Here is a 15,026-nt window from a genome sequence, read left to right as displayed (position 1 = left end):
GAAATTGAACACTATTTAATATGGCTAAAGCATAGCAACTGCGACCTATAAAAAGAATCCATTTAAATTTAATTCATCAATAAGGCCCTTCATTGTTGAGTTAAATTCAATAATTGGCTATTTTTGTGCGTGAAAGCATTGTTTACAGACCTTTTTGGATGGTTTTAGGGGGTTTTTAGACCAAAATTGTTGGTTTATTTTTATTAATTAAGGGCACAATAAATGATTTAATCAGATCTGTGACGCAGTTCAAATTTAAGGTTTTTAAAATGTTAATGTTGTGATTTTTTTGATCAAAAAAGATTAAAATGTTAAATCTTAGTTTTAGTATTTAATTCAATAATATTAGGTATTTCGAATATAAATAGTCCTTTCTCATATTACATCAATTTTACAAAATCAAAGGAAAACAAATAAATATTCTGTCTAGATGAATATTTCTGTTAACCTATGAAAAGAGATTAAAATATAGACTGTTTTATATGCTGTTGAATTTAATTCAAATATATCCGTCATACTTCGAGCTACAGGGTCGTTGACTGCACTCAGCTACCCGAATCACATACTTTTTGTATGCTCATCGGGATAGCTTTGCTTGTCGCCTACCTGTAACTCGAATTATTTAGGGTATGTGTAGATCAGGCTTTAAGCATTATTTAGGGAATAAAGTAATGAATTCGATTTTTACTGAAGAAAATTTACTGACTTACACTACGGCAGCTAAGTTTGCTAGTTTTAGTAAGGCCGCAGAAGAATTGGGTATTACCACATCGGCGGTCAGCTATACCATAAAACGCATAGAAACCTATTTGGATGTAGCGCTATTTATTCGTGATACACGCAATATCGAGCTGACAGAAGCGGGTTATTATTTTTATCGCAAAGCAACGGACTTATTAAATAACTTCCATTTGATTAAAAAAGGAATTTATTCTATTGAGCAAGGTATTGAAGCTCGTGTGCGTATTTGTATTAACCAACTGTTATATACGCCATACCATACGGCTAAGTTGCTGCAAATACTTAAAAAACAATTTCCAACATGCCAAATTACAGTGACGACGGAAGTGTATAACGGGGTATGGGATGCGATTATTAATAATCTTTCTGATATCGCAATAGGTGCCCCGGGTACGTTAATGGACGGTGGCGGTATTGATTATACTGAGATTGGCGCTATTCATTGGGAATTTGCTATCGCATCCACTCACCCGTTAGCGCTAATGCCTGAACCTATTGCAGAAAGCCAATTACGGTTATATCCCAACATTATGGTGGAAGATACGGCGCATACCATCAATAAACGTATTGGCTGGTTGTTACATGGTCAAGAAGCTATTCAGGTGCCTGATTTTAATACTAAATGTCAATGTCAGATGCTAGGTGAGGGAATCGGTTTTCTGCCTGATTATTTGATTAAAGAACATGTAAAAAATGGTTTATTAGTGATCAAAAAAATTCAAAATCCAAGACAGGACTCTCATCTGTTATTAGCGACACAACATTCGGCAACAGGGCTGGTAACTCAGTGGATACGAAGAGAATTTGTTGGAAAGGGGATTTTAGCTAATCTATACAGCGATTTGCTAAAACCCATTCACTAGAAAAGTTACTGAGTGGCAATCTCGAGGGCTTTATTGATAGCATCAGGGATTACGCTACCGTGATTCTTACCTTCAAATAATGTGAAATTACAGATGCGGCCATGACTTTGGATTTCGTCACAGATTTGGCGTGCTGTAATCCAGCTTTTTCTCACTTGGTAATTTTTCTTTTGCTCATCCGTTAACCGTGATAAATCAGGTTTTTCTTCAAGTCCCCCTAGGGTAATATTAATGGGGGAAGCCACTTGTTTATCAGTGAGTTTGGCGATATCTACCATTTTCCCTTCGCCCCACCACAGTGACGGGCTGGCAGAGACATAAGATTGATAATCGTTAGGATGATTTTGATAAGCCATTAAGGTAAATAATCCGCCAAATGAGTGACCAAATAAGGTCTGTTTTTGCTTATCAAGGGGAAATTGTTGTTCAGCCCATGGCCTGATAGTTTCTTGTAAGAATTGATATAACCCATCAGAACCGCCACCTTCTTGAAAGGCTTCACCTGCAACTTTTGGGGTGTAATCGTAAGTGCGGATTTTACTGGGAAAGGCTTCATCCACAGGGTAGCCAATACCGATAATAATCGGCAATGAGTCAGATGGAAACTTGCTGATAGCTTTATTGACGACTAATGGGTATAACCCATTACCATCAAGCATATACAGTACAGGCCGCTTAGCCGTAACGTTATAAGGTACGGCGCTGTATATCCGTAAGACTCGTTCACCATAATTCATATCAGTTTGCTGAATATCATAAAACTGACTGACATTTTCATCCAGCTTTGGGATGGTTTGGCTTGGGCGAGCCCAAGCGCTGGTTGTCATGCACAGTAATAGGCCACTTAATATGATTTTATTCATCTACTCGTCATCCTTCAAGTTGCATGGGTGTTGACTACGCTCAGCTCCCCGAATCACATACTTTTGTATGCTCATCGGGATACCTTCCCTTGTCGCCTACATGCAACTCGAATGATTTAGAGTATCTACTCATCATCCTTTAAATTGCATGGGTGTTGACTACGCCCAGCTCCCCGAATCACATACTTTCGTATGCTCATCGGGATACCTTCCCTTGTCGCCTACATGCAACTCGAATGATTTAGAGTATCTACTCATCATCCTTTAAATTGCATGGGTGTTGGCTACGCTCAGCTCCCCGAATTACATACTTTCGTATGCTCATCGGGATACCTTCCCTTGTCGCCTATATGCAACTCGAATGGCTTTTAATGTAATAGGTAGCCCGCAAAAATTAACAAGGTAATCAATTAGAAGGTGAAATTCACGTTCGCCCAATAACGGCGACCATCTTCAACGTCCCAGTTGCCACCTTTTTCATCAATTTTTGGTCCTTTTTCATTACCGATATTTAATACTGCTAAATTTAGCTTAGTATTTTTCAGTAATTGATAAGTAGCCCCGACATCCATGGTGGTGTATGCGCTACGATAGCGGGCTCCTGTATGGCTATTTCGTTGGGCTGCCCAAACTTGCTTACCTTCATAGTGAGCACGAGTGTACAAGGTTAGGTCTTCATTGAAGTTCCAATCTAATTTTGCATTCGCTAAATGTTTTGGTGTTTTATCCAATGGGTAGCCTTTAAGGGAAGTACCATTTTTCAGTTTCTCGTCATCACTTTTACGTTCTGAATCGGTGTAAGTGTAGTTCAAGTTGAGTTTCCAATCTTGGGCGATAGGAATACCAGTTGCCACTTCCACACCTTTAATATTGGCTTTACCTACATTGTCATATTGGTAGATAAATAGGCCAGTACTAGTTTCCTTTTCACCAGTTGCATAACTCGTTAACTTATTTTTAAAATCGGTATTAAAGAAGGTTAGGCTAGCGTCAAAACCAGATTCATGATTATAGGCAATACTGATTTCTTCACTGACACTTTTTTCGGGTTTTAGATCTGGATTACCATAAATAACACCTTTACCACCTTGAGTTGCAGTTCCATAGCCTTTACTTACTTCACGTAACGTTGGTGCTCGGAATGCGGAAGATACACCACCTTTAATGGTGATTTCATCGGTTAGGTAGTAAACCGCATAACCACGTGGATTCCAGTGGTTGCCATAGGTTTCATGATGATCTAAACGTAGTCCACCCGTTAAGATCAGGTTATCAGTGGCGGTAAATTCATTTTCAACAAATAACGCGGATTGATCGACAGACATGCTGGTTTTTTCCATCACCCCTTCCGAGACGAGAGAACTGTCCTTCAATTTAGAGTACTGGTACTGCCCCCCAGCGGTTAGAATGTTGTCGGGTAGAAAAGCTACCACTTTTCCATCAACAACCGTATTGGTGATTTCAGGAACTCTAGCTTCATAGCCACCTTCCCAGTGACCCGTTGTTTTGCTCAACTCTTGGGATTTAGTTTTTCGTTTGGTCTGTTCTTGATAAACACTCAATTCTGTATTGAAACTATCCCATTCACCTTTATAAGTTAATGCTGCGTGATCACGGGTATTGTGCGTTTCTGATTTAGGATTTTTTTGTGCTCCAGCGCGGTTAGCGTATTCATCTATAGATTTACCTGGAGTTTCATCCCTTTCCTGTGTAGTTCTTCCTGCTTCAACTAAAATAGTTTGATTATCTGTTGGGGTAAAAGTTAATTTGGCAGTAACACTTTTATTTTCTTTTTTATTATGTCCACCAATAATCTTATCTTCTTGGCGATAATCGCCGCCGCCATATAATTGCAAACCTAATTTATCTTGCATTAATGGTCCAGATAGATAGAAATTACCATCTGTTGAGTTACCGCTATCACTGTTTTCTTGCACAATAGCGCCAGTCGATAGACTGCCGTGCCACTCATTAGTGACTTTCTTGGTGATGATATTGATAACGCCGCCCATGGCATCAGAACCATACAGGGAAGACATAGGACCACGGATCACTTCAATACGTTCAATTGCTTCAACAGGCGGCATAAAGCCTGCTTCAAAACCACCGCTGCCATTCGGGCGAGATTCACGGCTATTTTGACGACGACCATCCACGAGTATTAAGGTGTATTCGCCGGGCAAGCCACGAATATTAATATCTTGTTTATTCGCTGCACCTACGATGCTGACACCTTCGACATCTTTAACCGCATCGGCTAAATCACGTACCGGTTTGTTTTGTAATTGTTCAGCAGTAATTACAGTCACACTCGCAGGGGCATCACGTAATTGCTGTGAATAGCCCGATGCACTGACGACCATGGTATCTGAGTTTTCTGCGGCAGTAGCGCCAAAAGAAGAGAGTGCCGTGCAAACACCTGCGGCAAGAAGCGTGTAGTGGTATGGCTTAGACATAATTATTCCTAGACCCCGGTAAATTGAAACAATAAATATAAATGATAATAATAATCATATTCTTTATCGATAATACCATTGAAGTAAGTAAGAAATAAATAATTGCCTAACTAATTTATGGTCAGGATTTGATCTCAGACATAAAAATGCATCTAGCTTTGTGAAGCGTGCCAACCTTAATGGAAAATTAAGGTTTAACTTTGGTTTATGGAGTTTCCCACAATGTGAACTTACATTAGCTCTGCTATCTACTCGGGGAACTTAAAGGCTAATGAGAAGTATATTTTTGATGATCGCAGGATTATTGGTGTTAATCGCACCCAAACTGGTGTGCGCTGAGGCGATGCGCTTGAGTGTGACTAATCCACAACAAACTATGGCGATTGATGTTGTCAACATTCCAGGAAAGTTTGTGGCTAAAAATGAGGTTTCTATCGGATCGCCATTACAGCAACAAAGGGTGACAGCAGTTTTTGTTGAAGAAGGTGAATGGGTAGAGAAAGGGCAGTTACTCGCTACGCTTGAATCACCACTTCAAAGTGCGGCTGTGAAGCAATTACAAGCGGAAACAGAGAAAGCGACCGCTTACATTAAGCAGCAACAAGCTCTAACGGCACAGTCACAAAAAGAGTTACAGCGCCTCATGCCACTGGCTAAAACAGGGGTAATTTCCGCGAATGAATTCGGTAAAGCGAAATCAGAAGCGCTATCACAGCAAGCCTTGCTCGAGGCGAGTCGGGCTGAGTTGCGTCAACTACAAGCACAATTAACGCGTGAACAGAGCCAAGAAGATAAATCAAAGATTATCGCCCCCGTTTCAGGGGTGGTTAGTGAGCGTTACGCCATGAACGGCACGCTATCTGATAATGCGTTGCTGTTTAAATTAATTGAAAATAATGAAATTGAATTTGAAGCCACCGCTCATTCATCGGAATTAGCACGAATTCGAGGTTCAAATCCCGTTGTTATTCAATTAGATGAAAATAAGCAACTTTTGGGTAAATTACGTTATTTATCGCCGAAAATAGCGTCATTAACACAATTAGGTAAAATGCGAGTCACCTTGAACGAGGCGCCCAACGGTATCCGTATAGGGGAAATTGCGACGCTGGTTTACGCCAATTCACCCGAGGAACAACTTACTTTGCCATATAGCGCCATTAGAACGGAAACAAATGGTGAGCGTTTCGTTTTCACCGTGACCGAAGGGGTTGTGACAAAACAAAAAGTACAAACGGGGAAAATACAAAATGGTCGAGTGGAAATTCTCAGTCCTTTAGCGACAAATTTAGACGTTGTAACTTATGCACAAGCGTTTTTGTCGCAGGATGACATTGTTATTGCAGTGAAGGATAGCCAATGAAATTACAGTTATCATCTTGGGCCATCACCAGACCCATTCCTACTATTGTGATTTTTTTGGTGTTAACTATTGCCGGAATATTTTCATTCAATACCTTACCGGTGACGGCGAATCCGGTAATTACTTTTCCGATTGTTACTGTGACGGTGACGCAAGATGGTTCATCGCCAACGGAGCTAGAAAATGCAGTCACCAAGCGAGTTGAACGTGCGGTATCGGGTATTCCGGGTATTCGCCATATTTCATCATCAATAACCGAGGGGTCATCATCAACAACCATTGAGTTTAACCTTAACGTGAACGCTCATGTGGCGACTAATGATGTGCGCGAGCAGATAGGGCAAATTCGAGCAGAGCTGCCTCAAACAATTGATGAGCCGCTTATCAACCGAATTGATGTGGAAGGTGGTGCAATTTTACGTTATGCGGTTTCTTCTGATACCGAATCTATCGCTGATTTATCATGGTTCGTGGATGACACCGTCAGTAAGCAGCTAGTGGCGGTACCGGGTGTGCAGAAAGTGAGTCGATTAGGCGGCGTTGAGCGCGTTATTCGTGTCGAACCGGATGCTCAAAAATTGGCTGCAATGCAGATATCAATCGCGACTATTAATGAATTACTGCGCAATGTACATCAAAATTCCGCAGGAGGTAGTACTAAATACAATACCTTACAGCACACAATCCGTGTTCTGGGTGAAAAGCATGCTGTGGATGATATCGCCAATGTGATGTTACCGATGGATAACCAACAATCTGTCAAATTAGGTGAAATTGCAAATGTGTACGATGGCTATAAAAATGTGAAATCCATTTCACAGTTTGATGGTGAAGAGGTGGTGGGATTTGCGGTTTTTAGAGCGAAAGGTTCCAGTGATACGCAAGTGGCTGAAGGGGTAAAACAGGCGCTTGCCAAACTGCAAGCGGCGAATCCCGCGGTCAAAATTAGCTTAATTTCATCGACCGTCAAATATACCGAATCAAGTTTTAATTTAACCATTCAAACCTTATTAGAAGGGGCATTTTTAACCGTTGTTATCGTTTTCTTTTTCTTAAAAAGCTGGCGAGCAACGTTAGTAGCAGCGATTGCTTTACCATTGTCTATTTTGCCGACGTTCTTTATTTTGGCTCTGTTTGATTACAGCCTAAACAGCATTACATTACTGGCATTGACCTTGGTGATTGGTATTTTAGTCGATGATGCCATTGTTGAAATTGAAAATATTCAAAAATATATTGAGCGCGGAGAGCGCCCTTATCTGGCGTCACTAAAAGCCTCTGATGCGATAGGATTTGCGATTGTTGCCATTACATTGACGATTGTGGCCGTCTTTTTACCGGTGAGCTTTATTGGTGGTTTTGTGGGGCAATATTTTGTGCCCTTTGGTGTCACGGTTTCTGCGGCAGTATTATCATCATTATTGGTTGCTCGCCTTGTGACACCGTTGATGGCAGCTTATGTTTTATTACCACAAAAACAGCAACATGAAGGAATGAAGGTTGCCAATTGGATTGTGCGATATACCCGATTTTTATCAGCAACCTTGAAACATCGTAAATTAGCTTTATCTGTTGCTGGGGTGTTTTTAATTGGTTCCGTTGGGATCACTAGCTTCTTACCCGTTGGTTTTATGCCTGATGGTGATATTAGTGTAAGCCAGATAAATATAGAGTTATCGCCAGGCACACCTGTTGAGCAAACTCAGCAAAAAATTAATGAAATTGCTGAGAAATTAAAAGATAGGCCTGAAATTTTATCCGTTTATACCATTGCAGGCATAGCGGATGATTCAGAGGGTGTTGCTCAACACAAGGGGGAAATGATTTTAACTTTAACGGAGCCAAGTGAGCGTGAGTTATCACAAAAGCAATTTGAACAATCAGTGTCACCGTGGTTGAGCCAAAAAACTGATGCGCGTTATAGCTTTAGTAACAGTAATGGTAGCAAAGAGTTTTCGTTGGTATTTACCGGTACCGACCCTGAAGAGCTTGAAAAAGCGATTCAAGCATTGCGCAATGGGATAGCCAAAACTGCTGGATTTAAAAACGTGCAGGTGGTGAAACCGTTATTGCGTAAAGAGTTACTTGTTACGCCAAACTTGGTTGATTTAGGGCGAACAGGGGTGAATGTGGACGATATTTCCACGACACTACGCATTGCTACGATGGGAGAAGCCAGTTCTCGCAGTGCCAAATTTAATCTACCGGATAGGCAATTAGCATTGCAGGTTATTCTTCCTCAAAATCAACAAAATGATATTGAGGTATTGAATAATTTATATGTGAAAAGCGCAGGGGAACAAAGTATTCCTATCAAATCGGTGGCGAAAATTGACTCTAGTGATGGGCCTTCACAGATTGAGCGAATAAATCGTCAACGTAAAATGGTGATTGAAGCTAATTTAGAGGGTATTACTTTAGGGGAAGCCATTGAGAGTGTGATGCAATTGCCTGAGTATCAACAATTACCCCATAGTGTTTCACAGGTCGAATACGGCGATATGGAATATATGACTGATATGTTTGAACGCTTTGGCACTACGATGGTATTAAGTATTTTGCTAGTTTTTGCCATCTTAATTGTGCTGTTTAAAGATTTTATGCAGCCGATTACGATTTTAGTGGCTCTGCCGTTTTCTATCGGTGGCGCGATTATCGCACTGGTGCTTTATGGTGCGATGATAGATTTACCCGTTATCATCGGTATTTTAATGCTTATGGGGATTGTGACGAAAAACTCAATTTTGCTGGTGGAGTTTATCCTTGAAAAAGAGCGTTCAGGTCTTGATCGCGAAACGGCTATTTTAGAGGCAGGACAGGAACGTATTCGCCCGATAATTATGACCACGTTTGCGATGATTGCCGGCATGGTGCCGTTAGTGTTGACGACAGGGGCAGATGCTAGCTTTAGAGCACCGATGGCTATCGCGGTTATTGGTGGGCTGATTAGTTCCACGATATTGAGCTTACTTTTTGTTCCCGTAATTTACAGTTTAATGGATGATTTAAAACAAAAAATACTGCCTCTATTAGCCAAACTGACTTCCGTCACGCAAACCGATAGAGATGTCAAAGAGTGGTAAAAATTGCCGGTCTATAAATGACCGGCTTTTTACTATTGTTTCTTTATTGATCGGGAAGTAAATTGACTTTTAGTCCACCTATAGACTATATTTGGTCTAGTTACCTGAAAATGCATGTAGGAATTCTTAATGAAAATTGAAACGATTAGTTATATTAAAAAACATGCCGCTGCACTTGAACTTTCTGAGCCAATTTTGGTTACTCAAAATGGTGTGCCAGCTTATGTCATTGAGTCATATGAAGATAGAAAAAAGAGAGATGATACTATTGCTTTACTTAAGCTCTTATCTATTTCAGAAAAAGATAGCAAAGAAGGAAAGCTCTACTCGCGTAGCCAGTTATTGGATAATCTGTAAATTGGAGCTGTAGGATGATAATTAATTTTAAGTACACGGAAACATTTTTAAGTATTATAAAAGACCAAGGATTGGATAAAAAATTAGTTAATACTATTCTTGATAGGTTTGAACGGCATCTGAATCCTTTTCCTGAATGTTGTGGAGTACATGTATATTTACAGGAAATAGGTGTAACTAAATATAGGGGATATATATCGCCTGAAAATTACACTCTTCTTTATTCCTATGAAAACAAAGGCAATGTTGTTACTGTTCATGCTATTTTGCATCAACGACAAGATATACAAAAGCTATTATTTAATCGTATCATTGAACGCTAAATTTAGATTATTAGTGATTTCTATATGTACCATGTGAACTTTTTATTCCCTAGAAATTATTTCTGTAGCACTAATCTATTAGTTAAATTTACTGCAATTAATAATGTTTAAGTTAAATTAATAATAATCAATCATATTAATGAAAAATTGCTACATTAGAGGCAAAACAAAAATTTCAAAACAAGTATGATTGACATTTTTAATTCATTAATCTAGTTTCAAGGTGTCCAAATCAGTATTGATGAGTAAGGCACCTTTCATCATGAATACATCCCCAACCCGCTCACAATGGCCGCTATTACGCCTTGCCACGTCTATGTTTTTTTCGTATATGACGGTTGGCCTTCCCTTAGCTGTTATTCCACTGTTTATCTATCAAGAGCTTGGCTATAACGATATTTGGGTGGGTGTCGTGGTCGGTATTCAATTCTTAGCCACGGTACTGACTCGGGGTTATGCAGGGCGCTTAGCTGATCAACAAGGTGCCAAAAGAACCACATTACAGGGCATGTTAGCTTGTGGTTTATCTGGTCTGTTTTGTTTGCTCGCAGTTATTTTACCCCTTGGGCCAGCCTGCCAAATTTCACTCTTGATTATGGGGCGCTTAGTGTTGGGTTTAGGGGAGAGTCAATTATTGACAGGGAATTTAACGTGGGGAATGCGGCTTGCGGGCGCTGAACACGCAGGAAAGGTAATGTCTTGGAATGGAATGGCTATTTATGGCTCTCTTGCTGTCGGGGCACCATTAGGGTTGATGATTTATCAACATCTTGGCTTTGCAGCACTTGCCGGTGTCATTATGTTGCTACCTTGTATTTCATTACTGATAAGCGGCACGGTAAAAGCAGTTTTACCTTTGCAAGGACGTTGGGTGTCGTTTTGGTCTATCTTGCGCAAAATTTGGAAAATGGGCGCTATATTGGCGCTACAAGGCATTGGCTTTGCTGTGATCAGTACTTTTATCTCACTCTATTTTGCATCTAATCAATGGGGAAATGCAGGGCTAGCCCTCACAGCATTTGGTTGCGCGTTTGTTTTGGTACGTATCTTTTTTGGCGGCTTACCCGATAAATTCAACGGTTATCGAATTGCGCAGATTTCTTTATCAATCGAGTGTGTTGGGTTAGTAGTGCTCGGTTTTGCGCCTGAATTTAGCGTGGCACTAGTGGGTGCGGCACTGACGGGGATGGGATGTTCACTTATCTACCCTGCAATTGGTAAGGAAGTTGTGAAAACCGTTGAGCCTCAAATGCGAGGTACGGCACTAGGTGGATATTCCGCTTTTCAAGATATTGCCTATGGGATAACTGGCCCACTCGCGGGTATGACGGTGGCTTATATTCATTATCGAGGTATCTATTTAGCGGCGGCAGTTGCGGTTTTATTGGCTATCGTGATGACATCTATTTTTATAGGTCGTTCGATCTATCGTCATTAGTTTATTGAGGAGATAAAAATTGTCATCAGAAAATATGCCAAAATATATCAGTTATCTTGGATGGGCTGCGACCTTGACTGCATTTAGTATGTATGTGGCCTATATTCCACAAATTCTAGGGAATCTTGAGGGAAATAAAACCCATCCAATGCAAGCGGCGGTTGCTTCACTTAACTGTGCTCTATGGCTCTGGTATGGAATAAAGTTAAAGAATAAGCCAATTACCTTCGCAAATGTTCCTGGGGTTATATTTGGACTGATTGCATTTATTACTGCGTTATGAATTCATTGACTGTATACAGATGCAGTCAATGATCTACGTTTATAATTATTCATTTCGACTATGTTTTAATATATCTTTGGATATTTAGTCAAATAATGATGTGAAAAATGAGTCCATAATTTTTTATATTATGACATCATTTACTCGTAGATTGAATTTCATCATCTAATCATATTAAGATGTGCTCTATAAAGCCATTAACCTTAAGTGTATTCAATTACACTTATTATCATTATGGTATAGTTAATATCATATTTAGATATAGCCTTCATTTTATTTAACATTGACCTTACATTAATGATTTAACTCTATGTTATTTATATATATTAATTTTAATTACTAAGTTATTAGATAAGTTCAGTAGCTGATAAAACTGATATAAAAGATATCATATTATTGTTCTATTCTATTTTTATGTTATTTAAAAACAGTTCTCTATTGCTTTATGGCAGAGAGTTCGTAAATATAACAGATAGAATGAATAATTAATTTCGACGTTGAGAGTTATTATGGACCAACCAAAAAATACAGATGAATCTAATCAAAAAACGACAAATGAAAAACGAAGAAAAATATGGATGGTATTTGCTTCAATTATTATCATTCTTTTATTTGTTGCCTATGGCGTTTATTGGTTTTTAGTCTTGCGCTTTCAAGAATATACCGATGACGCATATGTTGCTGGATTACAAATCCCGATCATTGCGCAAACAACGGGTAATGTCACTCAAGTCAATTTTGAAAATACAGACTTAGTGAAGGCGGGTGATGTACTCGTTGTCTTAGATAAAACCAATGCGACGTTGACTTTTGAACAAGCAAAACACGATCTCGCCACCACGGTGCGCAAGACGAAAGAGCTGTATATCAATGGCGACGAATATCAGGCTCAAATTCAAAAAAATCGCGTATCCCTTGCGCAAGCGCAAAAAGATAATCAGCGACGTATTGCGTTAGGGCGTAGTGGTACTATTTCTAAAGAAGATTTGCAACACTCCCAAGAGGCTGTGCAATTGGCTCAAGCTGCGCTGGAGATTTCAATTCAGCAATATAATGCCAACCGAGCGCTATTACGCAATACGGAATTGAAAAAACAGCCAGCAATACAGCAGGCAGCAGATAGTGTTCGCAGCGCATGGATTAACTTGCAACGTACTGAAATTAAAAGCCCAATGACAGGTTATGTCTCCCGCCGTAACGTCCAAGTGGGTTCACAAGTTAGCTCTCAAAGCTCATTAATGGCGATTGTTCCTATTCAGCCAGTTTGGGTTGATGCCAATTTTAAAGAAACTCAGTTAGAAAAAGTCCGGATTGGTCAGCCAGTGACGATAAACAGTGATTTCTATGGGGATGATATTGTTTATAACGGGACTGTTGTTGGGCTAGATATGGGAACGGGCAGTGCGTTTTCGCTATTACCTGCTCAAAATGCGACGGGTAACTGGATTAAAGTGGTTCAGCGTCTCCCTGTTCGTGTTGAATTAGACCCAGCGCAAGTCGCGAAACATCCGTTGCGTATTGGTTTATCGATGAATGTGACGATTGATATTAAAGATCTCAACGGCCCTGTTTTGGCTGAAGTTCAACGAACGGCACCCGCTTTTGAAAGTGATGTATTGGTGCTGAAATTGAACGATGTCGATCAGATTATCGATACCATCATTAACGATAACGCGGATTAGCCCGAAAGGAGTGGCTGTGGCAGATATTCAACCACTAAAGGGCACAAAGCTAGTTTGGGCAACAATTGCATTGTCCTTGGCGACGTTTATGCAAGTGTTAGATTCGACAATTGCAAACGTTGCTATTCCGACAATTGCAGGGAACTTGGGGGTTTCGGTATCTCAAGGAACGTGGGTTATCACGTCATTTGGGGTATCAAACGCCATTTCTATTGCTATCTCGGGCTATCTTGCGAAACGATTTGGTGAAATTCGTGTTTTCTTATGGGCAACGGGGTTATTTACCATCTTTTCTCTGTTGTGCGGGTTTTCCGATAGTTTGGGTATGCTTATTATGTATCGCGTGTTGCAAGGCGCGGTAGCAGGGCCGGTGATCCCACTTTCCCAAAGCTTAATAATGCGTTGTTACCCGCCGAAAATGCAAAATATGGCCTTAGCATTTTGGTCGATGACGATTATTTTAGCACCCGTGTTTGGTCCTATTTTTGGGGGTTATATTAGTGATAACTTCCATTGGGGCTGGATTTTCTTTATGAACGTGCCTTTAGGTATTTTCGTTATTATTGTGAGCACAATAATATTCAAAGGTATGGAATCAAAAGTGGTCAAAGTGCCATTCAATGTGATTGGCTTGGCGCTACTTTCTGTCGGTGTGGGTTGCCTTCAAGTGTTGCTAGACAAAGGCAAAGAGTTAGGTTGGTTAGCATCTAAAGAAATCGTAATTTTAGCTGTATTTTCAGCAGTTGCGTTAGTTTTCCTTGTCATTTGGGAACTGACTGATAAAAATCCAATCGTAGAACTTTCGTTATTTAAGTCGAGAAATTTTACCATCGGAACCATTTCGGTCAGTTTGGCGTACATGGCCTATTTTGGCGCGATTGTCTTACTACCTCAACTGTTACAGGAGGTATATGGCTACACGGCAACCTGGGCTGGACTGGCGCTAGCGCCAATTGGTTTATTGCCCGTATTATTTTCAGCACCAGTCGCTAAGTTATCAGATTTTCTTGATATCCGCTGGATAGTCACCTTTAGCTTTGTATTTTATGCAATCTGCTTCTTTTGGCGTGCATATACATTTGAGCCGAGTATGGGCTTCTCTGCGGTAGTTTGGCCTCAATTGGTACAAGGTATGGCGGTTGCCTGCTTCTTTATGCCATTAACTACGTTAACATTATCGGGCTTACCACCAGAAAAATTAGCATCGGCATCAAGTTTGGCCAATTTTTTCCGTACTTTAGCTGGTTCAATTGGTACATCGATTACGACAACGATGTGGAGTGATAGGGAAGCGGTGCATCATAGCCAACTAACTGATTATATAACAGATTATAATCCAGAGTCGTTACAGATGTATCAAGAAATGGCTGCGCATGGAATGACATCAGAGCAAACTTCTGGATTTATTGCGCAGCAGATAACTAGCCAAGGGTTGATTATTGCGGCAAACGAAATCTTCTGGTTATGTGGTTGGGTGTTTATTGCTTTGATTATCACGGTTTGGTTTGCGAAACCGCCATTTGGTGGCAATGCGAATAAGTAAATAATCCATTCAAAGTCATATAAATAGGGCG

At 40.2% G+C, this 15,026-nt stretch carries 11 protein-coding genes; 9 read left to right on the top strand and 2 right to left on the bottom strand.

All coding sequences use genetic code 11. The annotated features are described in order from the left end of the window. Positions 1-671 precede the first annotated feature (671 nt). Entirely contained in the window at positions 672-1,604 is a 933-nt protein-coding gene (locus AAZR93_RS15640) for a LysR substrate-binding domain-containing protein (RefSeq protein WP_294107065.1), read from the top strand. 5 nt (positions 1,605-1,609) lie between these two features. Here AAZR93_RS15640 and AAZR93_RS15635 read toward each other — a convergent pair whose 3' ends face one another. Both AAZR93_RS15635 and AAZR93_RS15630 read right to left on the bottom strand, forming a co-directional pair. Beyond that, positions 1,610-2,467, bottom strand: a complete 858-nt coding sequence (locus AAZR93_RS15635) for an alpha/beta hydrolase (protein WP_434720339.1) — start codon at positions 2,465-2,467, stop codon at positions 1,610-1,612. Positions 2,468-2,877: 410 nt separating this feature from the next. Then, entirely contained in the window at positions 2,878-4,923 is a 2,046-nt protein-coding gene (locus AAZR93_RS15630; protein ID WP_434720338.1) for a TonB-dependent receptor domain-containing protein, read from the bottom strand. 271 nt (positions 4,924-5,194) lie between these two features. Between AAZR93_RS15630 and AAZR93_RS15625 the strand changes: the two genes are divergently transcribed. The 8 genes from AAZR93_RS15625 to AAZR93_RS15590 all read left to right on the top strand — a co-directional run bounded on the left by AAZR93_RS15625 (position 5,195) and on the right by AAZR93_RS15590 (position 14,995). Then, positions 5,195-6,286 (top strand): efflux RND transporter periplasmic adaptor subunit, encoded by a 1,092-nt coding sequence (locus tag AAZR93_RS15625; RefSeq protein ID WP_434720337.1) that lies wholly within the window; start codon positions 5,195-5,197, stop codon positions 6,284-6,286. Then, the gene (locus AAZR93_RS15620; protein WP_434720336.1) at positions 6,283-9,369 is read left to right on the top strand and encodes an efflux RND transporter permease subunit; all 3,087 of its coding nucleotides are present in this window, start codon (positions 6,283-6,285) and stop codon (positions 9,367-9,369) included. The genes AAZR93_RS15625 and AAZR93_RS15620 overlap by 4 nt, the downstream gene beginning before the upstream one ends. Before the next feature lie 129 nt (positions 9,370-9,498). Further along, a complete protein-coding gene (locus tag AAZR93_RS15615) occupies positions 9,499-9,726 on the top strand; it encodes a type II toxin-antitoxin system Phd/YefM family antitoxin (RefSeq protein WP_294107070.1) in 228 nt (75 codons plus the stop codon). A 14-nt stretch (positions 9,727-9,740) separates the two neighbouring features. Then, a complete protein-coding gene (locus AAZR93_RS15610; RefSeq protein ID WP_434720335.1) occupies positions 9,741-10,049 on the top strand; it encodes a type II toxin-antitoxin system RelE/ParE family toxin in 309 nt (102 codons plus the stop codon). Between the two features lie 262 nt (positions 10,050-10,311). Continuing rightward, the gene (locus AAZR93_RS15605; RefSeq protein ID WP_434720334.1) at positions 10,312-11,487 is read left to right on the top strand and encodes an MFS transporter; all 1,176 of its coding nucleotides are present in this window, start codon (positions 10,312-10,314) and stop codon (positions 11,485-11,487) included. A gap of 19 nt (positions 11,488-11,506) precedes the next feature. Further along, positions 11,507-11,770, top strand: coding sequence for a SemiSWEET family transporter (locus tag AAZR93_RS15600; protein WP_336430690.1), 264 nt, complete (start codon positions 11,507-11,509; stop codon positions 11,768-11,770). A 509-nt stretch (positions 11,771-12,279) separates the two neighbouring features. Next, entirely contained in the window at positions 12,280-13,452 is a 1,173-nt protein-coding gene (emrA, locus tag AAZR93_RS15595) for a multidrug efflux MFS transporter periplasmic adaptor subunit EmrA (protein WP_294107074.1), read from the top strand. Positions 13,453-13,468: 16 nt separating this feature from the next. After that, on the top strand, positions 13,469-14,995 hold the full coding sequence (locus tag AAZR93_RS15590) for a DHA2 family efflux MFS transporter permease subunit (RefSeq protein WP_294107075.1): 1,527 nt from the start codon (positions 13,469-13,471) through the stop codon (positions 14,993-14,995). Positions 14,996-15,026: the final 31 nt, after the last annotated feature.

The sequence above is a fragment of the Providencia sp. Je.9.19 genome (assembly GCF_051129765.1).
Taxonomy (GTDB): domain Bacteria; phylum Pseudomonadota; class Gammaproteobacteria; order Enterobacterales; family Enterobacteriaceae; genus Providencia.
The sequence above is the reverse complement of the archived record's forward strand: the minus strand, read 5'-3'. Positions and strand labels throughout refer to the sequence as shown.

Coding starts and splice junctions, on each gene's coding strand:
- AAZR93_RS15640 (WP_294107065.1), top strand. CDS start 672: ATGAATTCGATTTTTACTGAAGAAAATTTACTGACTTACACTACGGCA.
- AAZR93_RS15635 (WP_434720339.1), bottom strand. CDS start 2,467: ATGAATAAAATCATATTAAGTGGCCTATTACTGTGCATGACAACCAGC.
- AAZR93_RS15630 (WP_434720338.1), bottom strand. CDS start 4,923: ATGTCTAAGCCATACCACTACACGCTTCTTGCCGCAGGTGTTTGCACG.
- AAZR93_RS15625 (WP_434720337.1), top strand. CDS start 5,195: ATGAGAAGTATATTTTTGATGATCGCAGGATTATTGGTGTTAATCGCA.
- AAZR93_RS15620 (WP_434720336.1), top strand. CDS start 6,283: ATGAAATTACAGTTATCATCTTGGGCCATCACCAGACCCATTCCTACT.
- AAZR93_RS15615 (WP_294107070.1), top strand. CDS start 9,499: ATGAAAATTGAAACGATTAGTTATATTAAAAAACATGCCGCTGCACTT.
- AAZR93_RS15610 (WP_434720335.1), top strand. CDS start 9,741: ATGATAATTAATTTTAAGTACACGGAAACATTTTTAAGTATTATAAAA.
- AAZR93_RS15605 (WP_434720334.1), top strand. CDS start 10,312: ATGAATACATCCCCAACCCGCTCACAATGGCCGCTATTACGCCTTGCC.
- emrA (WP_294107074.1), top strand. CDS start 12,280: ATGGACCAACCAAAAAATACAGATGAATCTAATCAAAAAACGACAAAT.